The sequence below is a fragment of the Opitutaceae bacterium TAV5 genome, assembly GCA_000242935.3.
In the GTDB taxonomy this organism is placed as follows: domain Bacteria; phylum Verrucomicrobiota; class Verrucomicrobiia; order Opitutales; family Opitutaceae; genus Geminisphaera.
On record CP007053.1, the window covers coordinates 4,951,961 to 4,970,112 of the forward strand.

The following is an 18,152-nucleotide window of genomic DNA, read 5'->3' on the forward strand; positions in this document are numbered from 1 at the left end:
TTTTATGGATATGCAAAGAAAGGCTTTTCCTGATACCCTTTTTCACTTTGATGGAATCCCGCTATGTCTTCTCTCGCTGAAATCTCCCGTATCTGTGGTGTCTCGCTCGGCGCCACGTCGAAGGCCCTGAGCGGCAAGCCGGGTGTTTCCGAGGCGACGCGGCAACGCATCCTGAGCGTGGCGACCCAGCGCAATTACCGACCGAACCGCCTGGTGCATGCGATCCAGAGCGGGCGCAGCATGACGGTGGGGCTGACGTGCAACGACTTTCACAGCGATTTTTCCGGGCGGATCATCGAGGGGATGCTGGCGGTGCTGTATGGCGCGGAGTATGACGCCATCGTCATCAACTGGGACCTGTGCGTCCACGAAGGCGAGCAGGTGCTGCGGACGTTTGCGGAGCGGCGGGTGGACGGCTTGCTGATGTTTCCTCCGGCAGACCAGCCGTCGCAGGCGTATTTGCAGGAACTGAAAAATTTCGGACGCCCCATTGTGGTCGTGGATCAGACGTTTGCCGGATGTGAGGACTACGATTTTGTCGGAAGCCAGGATTTTGAGGGCGGGGTGCTGGCCACGGAGCATCTGCTGGCGCTCGGGCACCGGAAGATCGCCAATATCTGTCATCGCAAGACGAGTACGGGACGGGCGCGCCTGGAGGGATTTCGCAGTGCCATGGCCGGCAACCGCGTGTCTGTAAATGAAAACTGGATACGGGAAGTCGCTCGTTACGGCTCGGACGAGGCGTATCGGTATGCGCGCGAATTGCTGTCGGGTGACAGGGCGGAGCGTCCGACGGCGATCATGGGGTTTACGGACTGGGAGGCGCTGGACGCGATGGCGGCGGCGCATGACGCGGGTCTGCGCGTGCCGGAGGATGTCTCGGTCGTGGGATTTGCGGACCTGCGAGTGTCGGCGAGCGTGCGGCCGCGGCTGACAACGGTGGCGCAGGACCCCGTGGAAATCGGCCGGCGGGCGGCGGCGCGTCTGGTGGAGCGGTTGGGAGCGGCCAGGAGCGCGAAGGGAGCGGCGAAGGATAAACCGTCGGCGGGGCCCTTGCGTGTCGATCGGGTGCCGGTGCGGATGGAGGTCCGCGAATCGACGGAAGCGCCGGCGGAGGCCGGCGGCCGATAGGGGCTTCAGGCCGGGCGGGTGGCTGGCGATCCGGACGGGTGCGGGAGGATGGGGCAGTTGGCGGCGCAGGTCGGGGAATCCGAGATGACCTTGCCGTGATGGAGGCGGACGACCCGGTCGACGTGGCAGATGAGATCGGGATTGTGCGTCACCATGATGATCGTGCGGCCTTGTTGGTGCAGGTCGCGGAGGAGGCCGAGGACGATGCGCTCGTTTTCCTCGTCGAGGTTTCCGGTCGGCTCGTCGGCGAAGATGAAATGCGGTTCGTTGACGAGGGCGCGGGCGATGCAGACGCGTTGCTGCTCGCCACCGGAAAGCTGGTGCGGCAGGTGCGTGACGCGGTGGCCGAGCCCGACCTTGTCGAGCACGGCGCGCGCGGCGGCTTCGTCCACCATGCTGTGATAGTGCTGCGCCAGCATCAGGTTCTCCAGCGCGCTGAGGTAGGGGATGAGGTGGAATTGCTGGAAAATGAGCCCGATCTTCTCGGCGCGGAACACGCGGCGGCCCTCGTCATCGAGCGCGGCGGCGTCGACGCCGTCGAGGAGGATTTTCCCCTCGGTGGCGGTGTCGAGGCAGGTGAGGATGTTCATCAGCGTCGTCTTGCCGGAGCCGGAGGCGCCCATGAAGGCGATGAACTCGCCTTGGCGGATGGTGAGGCTGACGTTGTCGAGCGCGGTGACGTGACCGAATCGTTTGGTGAGACCGCGGGTTTCGATGACAACGGGGCCGGCCTCCGCTCGGGACGGAGGGAGGGATTTCAGATCCGGGATTTCAGATTTCAAAATGGCGGTCATGGATGCGGAAAGGAATCTGGATGGGCTCTGTTTATTCCCCTTTGAGGATGGCGGCGGGTTCGATCTGCATGGCGCGGCGGGTGGGGACAATGGCGGCGACGAAGGCGACGAGCAGGGAAAGCGTCGCCGCGATCGGCAGGACGGGGGCGCGGAAGTCGATGCTGGAGGAGAACACCGCCTGGCCGAGGATCTGCGCGAGGAGGTAACCAAGGGCGCAGCCGGCGACGATGGCGACGGTGACGATGATGCCCGTCTCGGCGAGGATTTGCAGGACGATGGCCCGGTTGCGCGCGCCGAGGGCTTTTTGCAGGGCAAATTCTTTGGCGCGTTCGCTGATGATGGCCGTGAGCGTGGTGTTCACGCAGAGCGTCGAAAGCACGAGAATGACGAGCGAGACCAGCCCCATCAGGCCCTTGATCTTTTCGAGCACCCCGCCTTCGGAGGCGGAGACCTTGCGGATGGGGCGGATGTCGAGGTCGGGATGGCGTTGGCGGAGGTCGGCGGCCCAGGCATCGATGCGCGCGGGATCGTCGGTGTCGAGACGGAGGAGGGCATGGGTGATGCGGCCGGGCTGGCCGAGCCAGGCCTGGGCGGCGTCGAGATTGACGATGAGGAGGTTGTCGGTGGCGTCGCCGGTCTCGACGGCGCCCTTGATGTTGAAGGTCCTTTTTTCGGAGGCGCCGTCGCGGAGGAGGGTGACGGACTGGCCGGGGCGGAGTTCGAGGCGCGCGGCGAGTTTGTGGCCGATCATGGCGTTGCGGTCGTCGAAATCGACGCCGATCCAGGAACCGCTGTTGAGCTGCCACCAGGGAGAGAGCGGACGGAGGGATTCGAAGCTGGTGCCAGCGATGGCGATGCGGGAAAGCTCGGCGCGGGCGGTGCCGTAGAGCCAGGGGCAGGCATCGACGACGAGGCCGGCGGGGGCGGTGGCGATGATGTCGTCGTACGTGGTTTGCGCGAGGGTGTCGGCTTGTGCGGGGCCGATGTAGAAATTGGCGCCGAAGGTCCGGAGTTCGCGGCTCATCTTGGCGTTGATGTCGAAATAGACGGCGGACATCGCACAGACGATGGCCGCGCCGACGGTGAGCGCGACGAACACGACCGAGACGCGGCGGAACCGGTTCGTCAGCGCGCGCAGGACCATGCGGCGGAACATGGGAAATGCGGAAGGCGGAGTGCGAGGTGCGGGATGGGGCACCGTTGCCCCGTTTCGTGGAGGAGTATCACTTCCGTCCATACAGCACCTCCGCCGGGTAGAGTTTTGTGATCTGGTGCGCGGGGAACCAGGTGCCGATCAGGCTGATGAGGAGCGAGATGAGCAGGACGACGGGGACCACGATCCAGGCAAACTCGAGAGGCGCTCCGAAAAGCGTCCAGCCGATGAGGCGGGCGAGCCCCCAGCCGGCAAGGCAACCGGCGGCGCCGCCGAGCAGGCCGCTGAGCGCGGCTTCGGCGTAAAAAAGCGTCATGATCTGCCAGGGCCGCGCGGCGAGGGCCTTCATCAGGCCGATCTCGCGGGAGCGTTCCATGATGGTGGTGGTCATGAGGGAGGCGATGCCCATGGCGGCGGCGAGGAGCGCGGCGAGGGTGGCGATGATGAGAAGGAGCTGGATTTTGGTGATGATCTGTCCCTCGGACGCGGCGACTTGCCAGATGGGGCGGGCGACAACGCCGGAGAGGGTTTCCTCGAGCTGATGGGCGATGGAGGAGACGTAGGCAGTGCAGTACCAGCGGTCGTAGTCCTCGGCGGCGAGCGAATCGGGATCGACGCGGGCGCGGGTGGAAAGACGGTTTTCCGGTACGGTCATGGCGGATACACGCACGGACTGGACTTTGCCGGAGAGGCCGAGAAGTTGCTGGGCGCGGGCAAGCGGGAGCAGAAGCTGGTCCTCCTCGGGGCCGCCGCTTTCGAGAATGCCCGTCACAATCACCGTCACCGGAGGTGCCGGTGCTTGTGAGGCGTTGGCCGTTTGAAGCGGGGCGTTGGTGGCTTCGGCAACGGAGGCGAGGGTGACGCGGGTTCCCGGTGTCCAGCCGTGGGCGGCGGCGAGGCGGCTGCCGGCGAGGGCTTGCGGAGCATCGTCCTCGGGCCATTCGCCGCGGACGTTCCAGTAAAGGGCGATGTCGCTCTGGCCGGTGCGGAAGGCGGGTTCGTCGGGCAGGGGAAGGGCCTTGTCGAAGAAGGTGCCGAGAACCGGAACGACCTTGTCGCTGTGGTCTCCGGAGGCCGGAGGCGGGAGTCCGGAATCCGGAGAGGGCGGGGTGATGATACGGGCTTCGCCGGGAAGGAGGGGGGCGAAGCCGAGGATGTTGTTGCGCCAGAAGATCTCCTTGATGTTCAGCAGTTCGGATTCGTCGATGTAGTCGCTGGTGTTCCGGGGCGCGTGTGCGGCGTCGCCGAGGAGTTCGGGAAGGACGGCCTGGGTGGCGGGTTCGACAAGGATATTGGCCCCGTAGGACTTCATCTCGCGCGACATCTTGTCGCCGCTGTTGATGGAAACGGCGAGGAGCGCGGAGATGAGCGCGGCAGCGAGAAAGACCGTTGCGATGGCGAGCGTCTTGCGGCGCAGGTTGTGCCGCCACGACTGGATTATGAGCCGGAACAGCATGCGGGTTTGTTTCCGGTTTCGGCAGCGGCGGCCGGAGTTGCGGATACCGCCGTGGCGGCGGGAGCGGCGGCGTGGGCGCCGGGCAGGCCGCATTCGGCGACGGGCTGGTGGTGTGACGGGCGGTCGTCGTCACCGACAGAGGTGGTGAAGACCTGGGCGCCGGCGGCGAGCGAGGCGCGGGGAATGAGGATTTCGGTGTCAGTCTGGGTCCAGTTTTCGATGATGATCGGGTTGCAGCCGCCGGGCTTGCCGACCGAGGGCAGGACGAGGTTGACCCCGCAGGCGATGCAGATGACGCGGTCGCCGCGCAGGGCGTAGCCGCGGTCGCCGCAGAGCGAGCAGGCGTCGAAGACAACGGCCGGGCTGACGGCGCCGGGGTGGCGGTTGAGGGTGAAGAAGCGGACGATCTTGCCGTCGTCGGCGATCCATTCGTAACGGTGCAACTGGTTGTCGGCGAGCGTGGCGAGAGCCAGATGGATGTTGCCGTCGGCGGCTTCGGTGATGCGCGCAGCGTCGCTGCGCTGGAGCGGGCGCGAGGCCACCTGGTCCCAGTAAAGCTGGCAGGCGGTGGCCGTGGCGGCGACGAGAAGCGCGCCCCAGGCGAGGCGGCGCGCGGAGTGGAGGGCGGCGAGGGTTTTGCGGCGGGCGGGATCGGCGGCGGAAGCGGAAGAGGGGGGGAGGGCGGGGGAGCGGAACGTACGCAGGAGCGTGGGCAGGGCGGCGACGGCTACGGCGCCGAGAGCGATGTAGGTGAAGAGCCAGGGGAAGTTGGTGGTGCGCGCTACATAGCTGAGCCAGTCGCGGGTGAGGGGGATTTTTTTCAGGCGGATGAGCGCGAGAACGATCTGGCCGGAGAGGGGGACGAGGAGCAGGGCGGTGTTGGCAATGAGCAGCGGCCAGCGCAGCGGAGGCGAGCGGCGGACGAGTCGGGCGAGAAGAGCGCCGAGGGTGACGGCGAGCGCGAAGCCGAAAAGCATCGCGGCGAGGTTGAGGAGGAGGTCGGTGTTGACGACGGCGGTGGCGGTGAGGACGCCGAGATTGGGGTCCTGGCCGAAACGGAAGCCGGCGGCCGCCGCGAGCAGGCCGGTGACGACAAGGCCGATGGCCGCGGATTTTTTGGCGAAGGGAAGCTGAGCGAAAAGGACGGCAAGGAAGAGCGCCGAGAGGAGGGCGCCAGTCCAGAGCTGGGTGGTGGTGACGGGATGGACGAGGCGGCCGGTGGTGATGCCGACGGCCAGCGCGGCGAGGATCGTCCAAGCAAGCCAACGAAACGCGGGCACGGGCCGCGGAGCGTGGTTGAGCCCGGCGAGGAGCGCGGTGGCGAGGAAGACCTCGAGGGTGGTTGTCAGGTAATAAAACATCCGTCGGAAGGGGAGAGTGTCGGCGCGGCTGGCGGAGGGCTCAATATTTTATCGGGGAAAGGGTGGCCGGGATGACTCAAAGTGATGCCAGCAGGATCCGGTTTGATGGAGCGGCGGCGTCTCCGCCGCCGCTCCTTTCCATGAAAACAGCCGGGGCCGTTGTCGGCTCCGGCTGGAGGGAGAGCGGGGGATGACTGACGCGCAGGGCTTCAGTTGACCTTGGGGGCTTCGCTGCCACCGGCGGCATCGTCGAGGCCGACGTATTTGAATTCGAAGCTTACCTCGAAGGGTTTGAACCAGGCGCCGACGCCGGTCTCCTTGTCGGTGTGGCGATGAAGGCCGGCTTTGGAAGGCGGATAGATCTTGTAGGTGACCTTGTAGTTGCCGACCCCCATCATCTTGATGTTGTTGCCGTAGTGGGGGCCGTCGCTGGCGACCATCGGCATGAAGGAGCCGGTCTGGCTCTGCCTGGTGTCGAGGTTCACGAGCGTGTATTCGATCGTCAGATACGGAATCCATTCGCCGGCGCCGAAGCCGTTCTGGTTGCCCTCGGTGGCCTTGATGTCGGCTTCGAGGTGGATGTCGGCCTGGGCGGCGGGCAGGCCCATGCCGCGAGGCTCCATGTCGATCGGTTGCAGGTAGACTGCAGCGATTTCCATGTTGTTGACCGTCTGGGCTTCGCCGGCGGGCCATTCCTTGAAGGCGAAGGCGCTGCTGGCGGCGAGAATTCCGGCGAGGAGGCCGGCTGCGTATCTGGTTTTCATATACACTCGGGATCGAGGGTTGATGTTGGTTTTGTGTGTTCGGATCAGCGCCGGGCCGCGACGGGAGCCGCGGGGGCGTCGACAGAGGGTTGGCGGCGCATCACCCACAGGGCGAACAGCGCGGCGACGATGAGCAGAGCCTGGGGGGCGAGCGTCTCGCGGTAGGGATAGATGCCGAGCCAGGAGATCGTGGGGACGCCGGAGACGAGCGTCGGGAGGAAGAGTTTGCCCTCGATGAGCTCGAGGACGGCCTTGCCGGCGAAGACGAACGCCATGAGGTAGAGGAAGCTGCCGGTGAAGAGGAAGAAGGGTTTGAGCGGCAGTTTCACCACGCTGAAACGCATGACGATGTACGCGACGACGAGAAGGAGGCTGCCGAGGACAAAGCCCGAGAGGATGGCGAGATTGCCGGAGGCGGTGCCGCCGGCGTCGCTGTGGAGCGCGAAGTAGAAGAGGACCGTCTCGGCGCCTTCGCGGTACACGGCGAGGAAGCTGGCGAACCAGAGGCCGAAGAGAGAGCCCTTGCCGAGCGAGGCGGAGAGTTTGCCTTCGAGGTAGATTTTCCAGTTTTTCGCCTCGGTTTTCGACAGGAGCCAGTAGCTCATGAAGAAGAGAACGACGACGGCCACGATCATCGTAAACCCTTCGAGGAGTTCGCGGCTGGCGCCGGAGTTGGCGAAAATCCACTGGAAGAGAATCGCGGTGAGGACGCTGGCGCCGAGGGCGACAAAAACCGAATTGCGGATGAGGCCGAGTTTGTCGCGGTGGTTGTTCTTGATCAGATACGCGACAATGGCGGCGACGATGAGCAGGGCTTCGAGCCCCTCGCGGACGATGATGAGAAGGCTGAACAGGAACGTGTCCCACGAGGAGGAGCCTGCCTTGCCGAGCGCAGCGGCGGCGCGGTCGAGGTCGGCGGCGAGGAGCGCGGCCTGCTCGTGGAGCGAGGCGACGGGCTGTCCGGCCTTCATGAGGCTGACGATGCGGGTGAAGTGACCTTCGATGATCGTCTTGAAGGAAGCGTCGCGCGCGCCGACCTTGTTTTCCATGCCGGTGGCCTCGAAGAGATCGAAGTAGGCGTCCTGCACGGCCATCATGGCGGCTTTGGTGTCGGCGGGATCGCCGGATGCATAGCGGGCGATGGCGGCGGTGACGGCGTCGTTGATCTGCACGCTGACGGCCTTCCAGTCGCGATCGGGCGCGGTGTCGGCGGCCATGGTGGCGGAGGAGGCTGCGGGCGTGCCGTCGGGATTGAGGTTGTGCTCCTCGCGGACGAGGGGGAGTTCGGGAAGCAGGTCGGCGATATCCTGCAGGAGGGTGGTGACTTCGTAGCCGAATTCGAAGATGGGCGGGGGGGCAGGGCGGGCGGCGAGGCCCATGAGGGCGGAGAATTGCAGGTTGATCGCGGAGGCCTGTTTCGTGGAGCGGTGGCGGCGGACGGCGATCTCGAGTTCGGAATTCTTGAAGCCGTCGAATTGCGCCCGGAGCGTCTTTTCGCGGGCGAGGGCGTAGTTGCCTTTTTCGTATGCGGAGACGGCCTCGGCGAGGCGATCGTCGATGACCCGGAGCTGGATTTTCCAGTAAGGCGCGATGGCGTCGTTTTCGTGGCCGCCGTGCTGGCCTTCGGCGACGAGCCGGTGGCCGCCGGCGAGGACGGGGAGCGCGGCGTCGAGTTCCTTGCGCAACCAGTCGATGCGGGCGTTGACGTCGGCGGCGGGGCGACCGTTGCCGATCATCTTGCGGATCTGGCCGAAGGTCGCCTCGAGCTCGGCGCTTTTTTTCGCCGAGATGTTGATGCGGATGGGGCCCTCGAGATTCTCGAACACCTCGAAGTAGGCCATCTGGACGGCCTCGCGGGCTTCGGGGATTTTGCCATCGGCGTAAAACGCGGCGGTTTTGTCGAGGCGGCCCTTGATGTCGTCGATGTGCCGCTTGTAGGCGGAGTCGGCTTCGTCGCCGGTGGCGGCGGCGAGGGGAACGGGGGAGAACAGGCCGGCGAGAAGGCCGCCAATCAGGGCAAGGAGACAGACACGGAGAGCATCGAGGCGACAACAGGCAGGTTGGGCGGTGGCGGTTTCTTCGGAAGAAGTGGCGGCAGTGATGGAATGGATGGTAGCGACCATTGCAGACGAGAGGTGGGATTGAGAATCAATCGCAACCTGGATCAATGGTGAAATGCGCCCGGCGAGTCCGCCGGGATGCTCCGGGAGAGGTATTACGGAGGATGCTGGCTGGTATTAATTGTTACCGCTATCGGGGCGGGAGGTGTCTCGCAGCTTCGCAAGACGGATGCTTGCAGGCTTGCCAGGAGGGCGCAGGTGGTGCAGGGTATGCGGTTCGTTCTTTGACCGCATCGGCTCTTGCGCCGTCGGACTGATTCATTTTCCCGGTTTTCGGGGGTGTTCCGGATTCGACCCCTGGTTGGCGCGCACGGCTGCCCTTCGAGAGTGAGGGTCTCTCGTTAAATCACCTTCAAACAAAAATAAACGGCACTTACGAAGAAATGCCCCTGGCTGCCTAAGTAGCAGCCTCGTTCGCGCACTGACACCTGCTAGGTGATGCGGACGTCGACAGCAGGCATGGTGGACCGGGCTATCTGCGGCCGGTTTGCCCTCTCTTCAATCCGTGGATTAGTCGACACTTAAGCGCGTGCAGTCGCGTAATGCCGGCGAGATAAATACGGCACTATGAGGGTAGATGCTTTGCGCAAAGGTCAGGGGCACGCGGGTTCAATTCCCGCCACCTCCACCATTTGGCCGGCTCGAAAGAGCCGGCTTTTTGCTGTCCGGCAACGGCATGAAAAACAGTGTGTCACACCGATTTTGCGGAATAAGTGGTAACCGGTCCGGCGGTTCTGCGCGTCTGATATCCACAACCAATCAATCACCATGAGCATGCATCCTACCCTCGGCATTGGCATCGTGTGCATTGTTACCGCCTGTTCGGCCGTCGGGGCCGGGTCGGCCGCTTCAGCCCGGGCAGGGGATGCGTTCCCTGTCGCCCCTGCGGATATCCTGCTTTCCGACGGGCACGTGCTGAAATCCGCGAGAATCATCACCACCACGCCGGCGGCGGCTGCCGTTTTGCACGAGGGCGGCCTGGTCACGGTGGGGTGGTTGCGGATGCCGGAAGAAATCAGGCAGTATTACACCTATGACGAAGCCGCCGCCGCCGCCTTTGAGGCAACGGCGCCGTATGTGCTGCCGTTCCCCGCGGACCCTGCCGACATCACCCTTTCCGACGGGCGTATTCTGAAAGCCGCCAGAATCGTTGCGACCACGCCGGCGGCTGCGGCTGTCATTTACGACGGAAAGGCGATTACGGTGGAGTGGGAATTGATGCCCGTTGCGATCCAGAAGCAGTATGCTTACGACAGCGCCACGGCTGATGCCTATGAAGCGGCCGAGGCCGCCCGCGCCCGCAAGTACAGCGAGGACGAGAAAGCCCGGCGGGAAAAAGCATCGACTCAACCCGCCGGTCAGGTGGCGGCCGCCGCCCCCGCTTCACCTCCGCCGGTGCAGACCTGGGGGACCCATTCACCGGCCTTGCCGCCGAGTCGTCTTGGCCCCGGCATTCCCGATCCGCCCCGCCAGCGCCCGGAGCGCATCGTTGGCGTCGCCACGTTTTGGGGACAAGGGGACGGTTTCCGGCAACGCCTCAACTCGCAGAGGGATGATTTTACCCGGCAACAGATGCTATGGCATATCCGGAGCCTCGAGGACGAGCTGGCCAGGACCAGGAACGAACTCGGCAACATCGGCCGCAAATTGGACGAGCAGGAACGCAGGCGCCAGTTGAGACCTCTCCGGTGAGCGCAGGAGCCCGCTCCTTTGGCAGAGACCGGGGTGAGACTCCGCCGCCCCTTCTTCGGCGTGCGGCGGTTCGCCTTTGACGGGCGCTTGCCTAAAAGGTTGAGCCCGCCGCGGCAGATGTTGCATGGTGGCGGTTTCTCCCTGTTTTTGCCGAAACCCTCATCATGATTTCCGACCATTTCTGGACCAGCCTCGACGGACAAGTTCTCTCCATCGTCTCCGGTGACGAGACCCGCGTCTCGCTCCTCCTGCGTTTTTTCCCCCGGCATCCCGCAGAGGGGGAGTTCATGAAAAAATATATCGGGGAACTCCAGTTCACCGAGCGCAGCACGCTGGCCCGCATCGGCATCGAGATGATGCCCCGCGGCAAACCCCGCTTCGCCGACGGTCACGTTCTCCTCGAGGCCGATGCGTTCCTCTTCGATGCCAGTTTCCCCAACGCCCCCTGGTGGCGCGAACTCCTCCGGCCCGGCATTCCGGTCGGCCGGATGTTCCGCGCGCCGCGCGAGGCCAAGCTGACCGCTTCCGAGGTGTGGGAGGCCGTCCGCACCAACCGGATAAAACTTCCCCAGTCGATCAGCATCGACCGCCAGGGCCGCGTCTTCCTCACGCCGCACGCCGTCCGCTACACGCTCAAGCCCGATCTCCCGCGCGACAGTTTCCAGCGGCTCGTGACCGGCGAGGCCGGCCGCTCCTATCTCGACAAGGTGCAGATCCGGCACACGGCCACGCCCATCGAGGTGGCTCCCCGCACCGGCCTGCTCACCAGCTGTTCCATGTACCTGAAAGAGCACTACGTGGTGCTCAATCAGGGCGAGGGCGACTTCGGCATCCACACGAGCGCCATCCTCCTCGATCCGATAAAAACTTTCGGCACCAACGTGATGCTGGAAATCTACAACAACGGCGACCAGCCCGTCGTGAATCCGGTCGTGTCCGTCGATATTTTCCGCGCCCCGCCGGCCGACGCCGATCCGCGGTTCGAGACGCGCGTGCGCCGGCGCACCCGGCTCATCAAGACCGCGAGCGCGCTCTACGCGTGCCTCGACAACCAGACCGGTGTCCTCCCGTCGGACGCCACCCGGCCGCCGCGGCCGAGCGCCCGCATCACGGTCAAGGGCGAGGACGCCTCGATGCCCAACGCCTGCATCCTGCTCAACGAGGCCGAGTTTGCCCAGCTCCGTGGCGGCACCCGCGCCCCGACGGGACGCTGCGGCCACGCCACCATCGTGCAGGCGCTCGACGCGGCCCCCGCCGACGCCGACACCCTGGTCGTCGACTATTTCCCCAACCTCCCGGAGCACATCGAGCTCCTCACCCGCATCCACAAGCTGAAGCTGCGCCGGATCATCTTCCGCCAGCCCTCGCGCACGCACGGCTTCTTCCTGTCGAGCAACGCCCACAGCCGGCTCGATGCGTGGATTTCGCTCGGCTTGCAGGTGTACTGGTTCACCCCGCAACTGGGCGACCTCTACCTGCTCGTCTACAAGAAAGGCCATCCGTTCTTCATCCGCGAGGAGCTGGTTCGCCGTTTCCAGGAAGCCACGATTTTCGCCTTCTACGGCAGCAACAACGGGCTCGATCCGCGCCAGACGAAACGCATCTCCACGCTCTTCGAGAAAATCTCTTCCTTCATCGGCACCAATGTCGGTGTGCTCACCGGCGGCGGCGGCGGCGTCATGCGCCTGGCGACCGAGCAGGCCCGCGAGCACGGCGCGCTCACCGGCGCCTGTTTTCTGGAACTGGAGGCTCAGCCGCCCGAGATCGGCGTGGATTTTTTCAACACCTTCCAGGAGACGTCGCGCCACTTCCGGCAAAAATGGTTCGAGGCGGCGGATTTTTGCATCTTCAACGTCGGCGGCGTCGGCACGCTGGAGGAGATCGGCATCGAGATGTGCAACCTGAAGCTCGGCATCCGTCCGCGCGTGCCGTATGTGTTTTTCGATACGAACTATTTCCGCGACCTGCGCCGGCAGGTCAAGACGATGATCGCCACCGGCCGCGCTCCGTCATGGATGTCGGACTACCTGATCTTCACCGACGATCCCGACGAGGTCGTGGCGTTTTACCGGAAGACGCTGCAAGTGCTCTGATCCCGAACCATGAGGGAACCGCTGAAGAACGCTGAAGAACGCTAAAACCGAACCCGTGGCTGCGAACATTGTAATCGTTTGGCGTCGAGGAAAGACAATGCTTGTAGCTGAATACCAAACAGTCAGGAAACCGGGACGGATGGTGATTTTACACATGGACCGCGAAGGACGCGAAGGAAACAGTAAGCATAAGAAGCGTAATGATAATTCCTTGTAGTCTTTGTGAGGAATTCCGGGAATCCCGGAAATTTACCCCTCTCCACCTCGTGGCTAAACGAATACGCGAACATATGTTCGCAGCCGCAGGTTTGATTGCATGGGTCTGGTTTTAGCGTTCTTCAGCGTTTTTTAGCGGTTCCCTCTTCTGTTTCCGGATTTTTGGCGGCTTGCGCGCCGGCGGGAGGCTGCGCAGCGTGCAGTCGTCTATGAAACGCCACACGCTTACATCTTTGGTCGGAGCGGCTGTTTTTGCGGCCGTTCTTGTCGGTTGTTCAACAGTGCATGACACCGGACGCAAACAGCTTCTCCTGACGTCACCGGAACAGGAGGCGCAGATGGGGATCCAGTCGTTCGACCAGATCAAGAAGGAGGAAAAGATATCGACCGACCCGGCGGTCAATGCCCGCATCCAGCGGATCGGGAAACGCATCGCCGACGCCGTGGGCCGCGAAATGCCGGATGCGCAATGGGAGTATGTCGTGTTCGATTCGCCGACGGTCAACGCGTTCGCCCTGCCCGGGGGCAAGGTCGGGGTTTACACCGGGTTGATCAACCTGGCTTCGAGCGATGACGAGATTGCGATCGTCATGGGGCACGAGGTGGCGCACGTCACCTGCCGCCACGGCGGCGAGCGGATGTCGCAAAACGCGCTCGTCCAGCTTGGCGCGGTGGCGTTGAGTCTCGGGACCCAGAGCAGCGAATACCAGGCCTTGTATGCGCAGGCCTATGACACGGGCTCGCAGCTTGGCGTGCTGCTGCCGTATTCGCGCAAGCACGAGACGGAAGCGGACACGGTGGGCATCCGGTATGCGGCCAACGCCGGCTATGATCCCCGCGCGGCGGTGACATTCTGGCAAAAGATGGCGGCGCAGAGCCAGGGCGCCGAGCCTTCAAAACTGTTCTCGACGCATCCCCCGACGGCGGAACGTATCGCCAACCTGCAAACTCTCGCCGGCCCGCTCGTGCCGACCTACGAAGCGGCGAAGACGAAGTACGCGCAGTGAGACTTTCCGGGCCGTCCCTCTACCCGGATGTCACCTTGACGAATGTGCCGTCGAGGCCGGCGGGCAGACGGCGGGGGCGGCCGGTCGCGGGATTGACCGCACACCAGACGGTGCGAACCTGCGCGAGGAGTTGCCCGTCGCTCTCGCGAAAGATCGCGCAATGGCGTTCGCTGGTGACGGCGCTCATCGCCTCGACCCAGGTGCGCACGACAAGCACGTCGCCGGCGAAGGCCGGTTTTTTGTAGTCGATTTCGTGGCGGGCGACCACCCACGCGATGGCATCGGCAGTCGCACGGTCGACGGCGGCCCGCCAGTGGGAGATCGCCGCGTCCTGCACCCAGCGGAGGTAAACGATGTTGTTGGCGTGGCGGTTGACGTCGATGTCGGCCTCGCTGACGGCGACGCGGTAGTCGTGATGCGGCGTGAGTTCGCCGCGTGGCGGGAGCGGGAGGGAAAGGGAGGGCATGGCGGATGCGAAAAAGCGCGGGTCAGCGACGCCAGAGCTCGTCGACGTGAAGGGGGCGCGGATTGTCGAGATGCTGCCAGACGTCGTCCACGTGCGCGGCGACAGAAAACAGGTCGTGCAGGGAAGGGGACTTGAAGTGCTCGCGGGTCATCTTTTCGAAAAAACGCAGCAGGTCGTCGTAAAAGCCGTCCTGGTTGACGAGGACGAGCGGCTTGTCGATCCGGTTGAGGGCGCGGGCGACCATGATCTCGATGAGTTCCTCGAGTGTGCCGATGCCGCCGGGCAGGGCGATGAAGGCGGAGGCGCGCTCCTCCATGAGGCGGCGGCGTTCGCGCATGGTGGCGACGACGACCAGTTCGTCGGCTTCGCGCCAGGCCAGTTCGCGTTCGACCATGAAGTCGGGGATCACGCCGACAACCCGGCCGCCGCCGGCTTTCACCGCGAGGGCCACCGCGCCCATGACGCCGGCCTTGCCGCCGCCATACACCAGACCCCAGCCGCGTCGCACCATGTTTTCTCCGAGCCGGGCGCCGGCTTCGTAATATTTGGAGGCGAGCACGGTGCTCGACGCGCAATAGACGCATAACAGACGGGACATGGCTCTTTTTTTGCACGGCGGCGGCGCGTGGCGCCATGATAATAACCGCGAAGGATGCGAAGAACGCGAAGATGAAAAGACTCTCACCCTGATTCCCGATTAATTCACGGTTAATGGATTGATTGATTTCCCGGGGTTTTTCTTTTTCCGATCTTCGTATCCTTCGCGGTTAATTTTCTGATCCTCCCCGCTTATGCCTTCTCTTCTTTCATCCAGCTATGTCGGCCGGCTCGCGCCTTCGCCTACCGGGTTGCTGCATCTGGGGCATGCGCGGACATTTCTGGTCGCCGCGCAGCGGGCGCGGGAGGCGGGCGGGCGGTTGTTGCTGCGCAACGACGATCTGGACCGCGCGCGGTGCCGGGCGGAGTTCGTGGAAGCGATGATCGGGGACTTGCGCTGGTTGCTCGGCGAGGGCGCGTGGGAGGAGCCGATGGTTTCGCAGAGCGAGCGGCTGCCGCTCTACCGCGAAGCGCTGGTGCGGCTGCATGCGGCGGGGCTGGTTTTCCCGTGTCATCGTTCGCGCCGCGACGTGGCGGAGGCGGCGAGCGCACCGCACGAGGGAGCGGTGGGAGGCGCGACGGGGGAGGGGGACGAGCCGGTTTATCCGCGCGAATGGCGACCGCCGGCGGGCATGCCGCTGCCTCCGCTCGACGAACGCGGGTGGGTGACGAACTGGCGTTTTCGCGTGCCGGACGACGAGGCGGCGGTGACATTCCGGGACGGAGTCCTCGGCCTGCAATCGGCGGTGCCGGGAAAGGATTTCGGGGATTTTCTGGTGTGGCGAAAGGACGGCCTGCCGAGCTACCAGCTTGCCTGCGTGGTGGACGATCTGGCGCTCGGGATCACCGAAGTGGTGCGCGGGGCGGATCTGGTGCGCTCGACGTTCCGGCAGCTTTTGTTGATCCGGGCACTGGCTCCGGAGCGGGCGACGAGCGGAGCGGACGGCAGGGGAGGGCTTGCCTTTTGTCATTGCCCGCTGGTGACGGATGAAAACGGCCAGCGCCTGGCGAAGCGGCACGACGCCCTGGCCTTGCGCACGCTGCGTGCCGCGGGTGCGACGGCGGAGGAGGTGCGGACGCGGCTGGAAGGGATGTCGTAGGGCGGGTTTCCTCCACGCAGGTTGGCGGGAAGCTGGTTGAGATCGGAGCTGCTCTTTTGCAGCATGATAACACCCCCTGCCGGCCATCAAAAAATTCATCCGGTCATCGTGTCGCCAGTCGAATAAGTCTTTGCTATTAAAAGCAATGAAGAATTAAGAAACAGGGTGTTCATGGCGTTTCGGGAGAATCGGCGTCGGGGGTAATGAGTCCGGGAATGCCGGGATTTCGGGATTTGGTGGTGTCGAGGGTGAGGGGGCGGAGGCGTTGCGCGCTTTCCTTGTAACTGAGCCATTGGCGGGTGGTGCGGGGGTTGCGGTAAACGGTGATGCCCAGGCCGGAGAGGCGGGCGGAGCCTTCGAGTTTGAGTTGCACCATGCCGCTGCCCCAGACGCGCAGGCGGCTGGCTTCGACGGTGCCGTCGGCTAGACCGAAGCCGATGCCGAGATTTTGGCTTATATCCACGTTATGAATACGGGTATGGGAACGACCAATATTGTAGATGCCGTTGTCGTTCTCGAAAAAATACCCGCCGGCAATGGAACTGTGAATGTCGTCGTGCGCAGAAAAGCCTTCGTCGAGATTATAGCTGCCGGTGATATTTTCGAAGTGCAGATCCTTCCCTGTGCCATGAAGATTAAAACCATCGTTGCGAGAACCTGTGGCAACAATGTTGCGGTAGCGGTGATGAGAAACGTCCTGAATGCGCACGACATGGTTGCGAGCGGAGACCTCCCAGTCATCGGAAGAGACATCAGGGGGCAGGATGAGAATGCGCGTTGCAGAGTCGTATTGGATACCTCCTGAAAACTGCCGGGTGGCAGCGTCCTCGCGAATGCGTTTTTTCCCGGCATGTCGCAAGACAAAGGGGTAAGGGACTGGAACGACGGACTGATGACGTCCGTCGGGAAGTTGAGTGAAAGAGAGAAGATCAAAACCGGTGATTTCGTTGCCGTTCCCCTCAATGGTAATGGGAGCGGCAGCGGTGCCTGATCGATTGATGTAAAGCGATTCGCGATAGGGACCGCTACCAGACGCAAGCACGAGAGTATCCCCGGGCTGGACGAGCGCCGCGGCTTGCTTGAGGGTGGGGATCGCGGCGGGGTCGCGGGGATCGACGGTGAGAATGCGGGAGGCGGGAGGAGACGTTTCGGAGAGGGTTGCGGTGATGGCGCACGCTCTGGGCGGGAGAAAGAGGCAGAGCACCAGCGCGGCGAGGACGGGGAGCGCGGAGACCGGAGAATATGACCGGGAGCGGGGCATCATGGCTTGTGTAGTTGTGTCGGGGATATTCTCGCAGTCGCTACCCTCTTCGCCCTGCGAGGCGTGGACGTAATCGCCTTCCGGGTGTTCAACGGCGGCATTTCCGCAGGACAACCGTTGTCATGACAAACGCGCCAAAGATAACTGCATAAGTCGATGGCTCCGGGATCGGGCCCGTCACTGACGACCAGTCGGAACCGATCCTGATGTTGTCAAACGACTCGGTGGCGTTCGCAGTGCCACCCGCCCAACGCACCAGTTTTATGTGGGTGATTTCGGTTTCGGTCACCGCCCACGAATACACGAGCGCGGCTGCCGTGGCGTCCTCTGTCCCGGTCGGATTCACCCACACGGAAAGCACTGAATTTCCCGTTCCATCATTGAACGTGAACTTGCCCACGATGGAAAACGTGCTGCCCTCCGGATTGGCGATGTTGTTGCTGATAAGGCGCTGGGCTCCTGTAACCCCCTTCAGCTCGGTTTGCAGGCGATAATCGAAACTTGCAGGTTTGGACCCGCCAACGCTGAAGACGGCGCTATCCGAGGCATTCACAAAAGCAAGGTAGTCGTTGAAGTAACCTGTCCCCGCACCGTAGGCATCCACAGAAAGCGTAAAGGAAAAATAGAAGGTTGGAGTGGTCGTCGCGGTCAGGGATGTGCTCAGTTTTCGGGAACTCCCGGAAGTGCCAGCGGAAGAAATGGAGGCCGATCCGTCCACGACCTTCCAGTCGGTGCTTGTACCACTCCAGGCAGAAGCGAAGCCGGTGCCGCCGGAAAGATTGTAGAGGGAACCGTTGGCATAGGAAAAATCCTCTGTCGCAAGGGTGGCAGCCGGGAGGAGCGCTGTGGTGAGAAGAGCACCGGAAATAACGAGTGTTCGCGTCAGGAGTGACATGACTGTCATGGCGGTTTGGCGAGTTTTTTTGCAGGCTTTCATGATG

General features: G+C 63.7%; 16 protein-coding genes. 6 read left to right on the forward strand and 10 right to left on the reverse strand.

What is annotated here, in order from left to right; translation table 11 throughout:
• The first annotated feature begins 63 nt into the window (after positions 1-63).
• The gene (locus OPIT5_20955) at positions 64-1,131 is read left to right on the forward strand and encodes a LacI family transcription regulator (protein AHF92350.1); all 1,068 of its coding nucleotides are present in this window, start codon (positions 64-66) and stop codon (positions 1,129-1,131) included.
• A 5-nt stretch (positions 1,132-1,136) separates the two neighbouring features.
• Here OPIT5_20955 and OPIT5_20960 read toward each other — a convergent pair whose 3' ends face one another.
• From OPIT5_20960 to OPIT5_20985, 6 genes are all read right to left on the reverse strand, one after another.
• Complete coding sequence (locus OPIT5_20960) at positions 1,137-1,925, reverse strand: ABC transporter ATP-binding protein (protein AHF92351.1); 789 nt, start codon at positions 1,923-1,925, stop codon at positions 1,137-1,139.
• A 31-nt stretch (positions 1,926-1,956) separates the two neighbouring features.
• Positions 1,957-3,081, reverse strand: a complete 1,125-nt coding sequence (locus OPIT5_20965) for an ABC transporter permease (GenBank protein ID AHF92352.1) — start codon at positions 3,079-3,081, stop codon at positions 1,957-1,959.
• A 67-nt stretch (positions 3,082-3,148) separates the two neighbouring features.
• Positions 3,149-4,534 carry an ABC transporter permease gene (locus tag OPIT5_20970; protein ID AHF92353.1) on the reverse strand — a complete coding sequence of 462 codons (1,386 nt, stop codon included), beginning with the start codon at positions 4,532-4,534 and terminating at the stop codon, positions 3,149-3,151.
• Positions 4,516-5,895, reverse strand: a complete 1,380-nt coding sequence (locus OPIT5_20975; GenBank protein AHF92354.1) for a membrane protein — start codon at positions 5,893-5,895, stop codon at positions 4,516-4,518. The genes OPIT5_20970 and OPIT5_20975 overlap by 19 nt, the downstream gene beginning before the upstream one ends.
• Positions 5,896-6,104: 209 nt before the next feature.
• Positions 6,105-6,659 carry an iron transporter gene (locus tag OPIT5_20980; protein ID AHF92355.1) on the reverse strand — a complete coding sequence of 185 codons (555 nt, stop codon included), beginning with the start codon at positions 6,657-6,659 and terminating at the stop codon, positions 6,105-6,107.
• A gap of 44 nt (positions 6,660-6,703) precedes the next feature.
• Entirely contained in the window at positions 6,704-8,584 is a 1,881-nt protein-coding gene (locus OPIT5_20985) for an iron permease (protein ID AHF92356.1), read from the reverse strand.
• A 963-nt stretch (positions 8,585-9,547) separates the two neighbouring features.
• Here OPIT5_20985 and OPIT5_20990 point away from each other — a divergent pair.
• The 3 genes from OPIT5_20990 (at position 9,548) to OPIT5_21000 (ending at position 13,787) form a co-directional block, all read left to right on the forward strand.
• Positions 9,548-10,471, forward strand: a complete 924-nt coding sequence (locus tag OPIT5_20990; GenBank protein AHF94569.1) for a hypothetical protein — start codon at positions 9,548-9,550, stop codon at positions 10,469-10,471.
• A 164-nt stretch (positions 10,472-10,635) separates the two neighbouring features.
• The gene (locus OPIT5_20995) at positions 10,636-12,564 is read left to right on the forward strand and encodes a DNA-binding protein (protein ID AHF92357.1); all 1,929 of its coding nucleotides are present in this window, start codon (positions 10,636-10,638) and stop codon (positions 12,562-12,564) included.
• A 425-nt stretch (positions 12,565-12,989) separates the two neighbouring features.
• Positions 12,990-13,787, forward strand: a complete 798-nt coding sequence (locus OPIT5_21000; protein ID AHF92358.1) for a hypothetical protein — start codon at positions 12,990-12,992, stop codon at positions 13,785-13,787.
• 19 nt (positions 13,788-13,806) lie between these two features.
• On the opposite strand, the gene OPIT5_21005 is transcribed toward OPIT5_21000, so the two are convergent.
• Both OPIT5_21005 and OPIT5_21010 read right to left on the reverse strand, forming a co-directional pair.
• Positions 13,807-14,169 (reverse strand): thioesterase, encoded by a 363-nt coding sequence (locus tag OPIT5_21005; protein ID AHF92359.1) that lies wholly within the window; start codon positions 14,167-14,169, stop codon positions 13,807-13,809.
• Between the two features lie 106 nt (positions 14,170-14,275).
• Positions 14,276-14,851, reverse strand: coding sequence for a hypothetical protein (locus tag OPIT5_21010; GenBank protein ID AHF92360.1), 576 nt, complete (start codon positions 14,849-14,851; stop codon positions 14,276-14,278).
• Between OPIT5_21010 and OPIT5_21015 the strand changes: the two genes are divergently transcribed.
• Together OPIT5_21015 and OPIT5_21020 are read left to right on the forward strand one after the other, a co-directional pair.
• Positions 14,850-14,954 carry a hypothetical protein gene (locus OPIT5_21015; GenBank protein ID AHF94570.1) on the forward strand — a complete coding sequence of 35 codons (105 nt, stop codon included), beginning with the start codon at positions 14,850-14,852 and terminating at the stop codon, positions 14,952-14,954. The genes OPIT5_21010 and OPIT5_21015 overlap by 2 nt on opposite strands.
• 90 nt (positions 14,955-15,044) lie before the next feature.
• Entirely contained in the window at positions 15,045-15,950 is a 906-nt protein-coding gene (locus tag OPIT5_21020) for a glutamyl-tRNA synthetase (GenBank protein AHF92361.1), read from the forward strand.
• A 169-nt stretch (positions 15,951-16,119) separates the two neighbouring features.
• Here the strand turns inward: OPIT5_21020 and OPIT5_21025 are convergent, their stop codons facing one another.
• The gene (locus OPIT5_21025; protein AHF92362.1) at positions 16,120-17,214 is read right to left on the reverse strand and encodes a hypothetical protein; all 1,095 of its coding nucleotides are present in this window, start codon (positions 17,212-17,214) and stop codon (positions 16,120-16,122) included.
• An 85-nt stretch (positions 17,215-17,299) separates the two neighbouring features.
• Positions 17,300-18,148, reverse strand: coding sequence for a hypothetical protein (locus OPIT5_21030; protein AHF94571.1), 849 nt, complete (start codon positions 18,146-18,148; stop codon positions 17,300-17,302).
• Positions 18,149-18,152: the final 4 nt, after the last annotated feature.

Bases quoted from the DNA above. Each gene is read 5' to 3' on its own strand.
- OPIT5_20995 (AHF92357.1), top strand. From the start codon at position 10,636: ATGATTTCCGACCATTTCTGGACCAGCCTCGACGGACAAGTTCTCTCC.
- OPIT5_21015 (AHF94570.1), top strand. From the start codon at position 14,850: ATGGCTCTTTTTTTGCACGGCGGCGGCGCGTGGCGCCATGATAATAAC.
- OPIT5_21025 (AHF92362.1), bottom strand. From the start codon at position 17,214: ATGATGCCCCGCTCCCGGTCATATTCTCCGGTCTCCGCGCTCCCCGTC.
- OPIT5_21000 (AHF92358.1), top strand. From the start codon at position 12,990: ATGAAACGCCACACGCTTACATCTTTGGTCGGAGCGGCTGTTTTTGCG.
- OPIT5_20990 (AHF94569.1), top strand. From the start codon at position 9,548: ATGAGCATGCATCCTACCCTCGGCATTGGCATCGTGTGCATTGTTACC.
- OPIT5_20960 (AHF92351.1), bottom strand. From the start codon at position 1,925: ATGACCGCCATTTTGAAATCTGAAATCCCGGATCTGAAATCCCTCCCT.
- OPIT5_21010 (AHF92360.1), bottom strand. From the start codon at position 14,851: ATGTCCCGTCTGTTATGCGTCTATTGCGCGTCGAGCACCGTGCTCGCC.
- OPIT5_21020 (AHF92361.1), top strand. From the start codon at position 15,045: ATGCCTTCTCTTCTTTCATCCAGCTATGTCGGCCGGCTCGCGCCTTCG.
- OPIT5_20980 (AHF92355.1), bottom strand. From the start codon at position 6,659: ATGAAAACCAGATACGCAGCCGGCCTCCTCGCCGGAATTCTCGCCGCC.
- OPIT5_20965 (AHF92352.1), bottom strand. From the start codon at position 3,081: ATGTTCCGCCGCATGGTCCTGCGCGCGCTGACGAACCGGTTCCGCCGC.
- OPIT5_20955 (AHF92350.1), top strand. From the start codon at position 64: ATGTCTTCTCTCGCTGAAATCTCCCGTATCTGTGGTGTCTCGCTCGGC.
- OPIT5_20970 (AHF92353.1), bottom strand. From the start codon at position 4,534: ATGCTGTTCCGGCTCATAATCCAGTCGTGGCGGCACAACCTGCGCCGC.
- OPIT5_20975 (AHF92354.1), bottom strand. From the start codon at position 5,895: ATGTTTTATTACCTGACAACCACCCTCGAGGTCTTCCTCGCCACCGCG.
- OPIT5_21030 (AHF94571.1), bottom strand. From the start codon at position 18,148: ATGAAAGCCTGCAAAAAAACTCGCCAAACCGCCATGACAGTCATGTCA.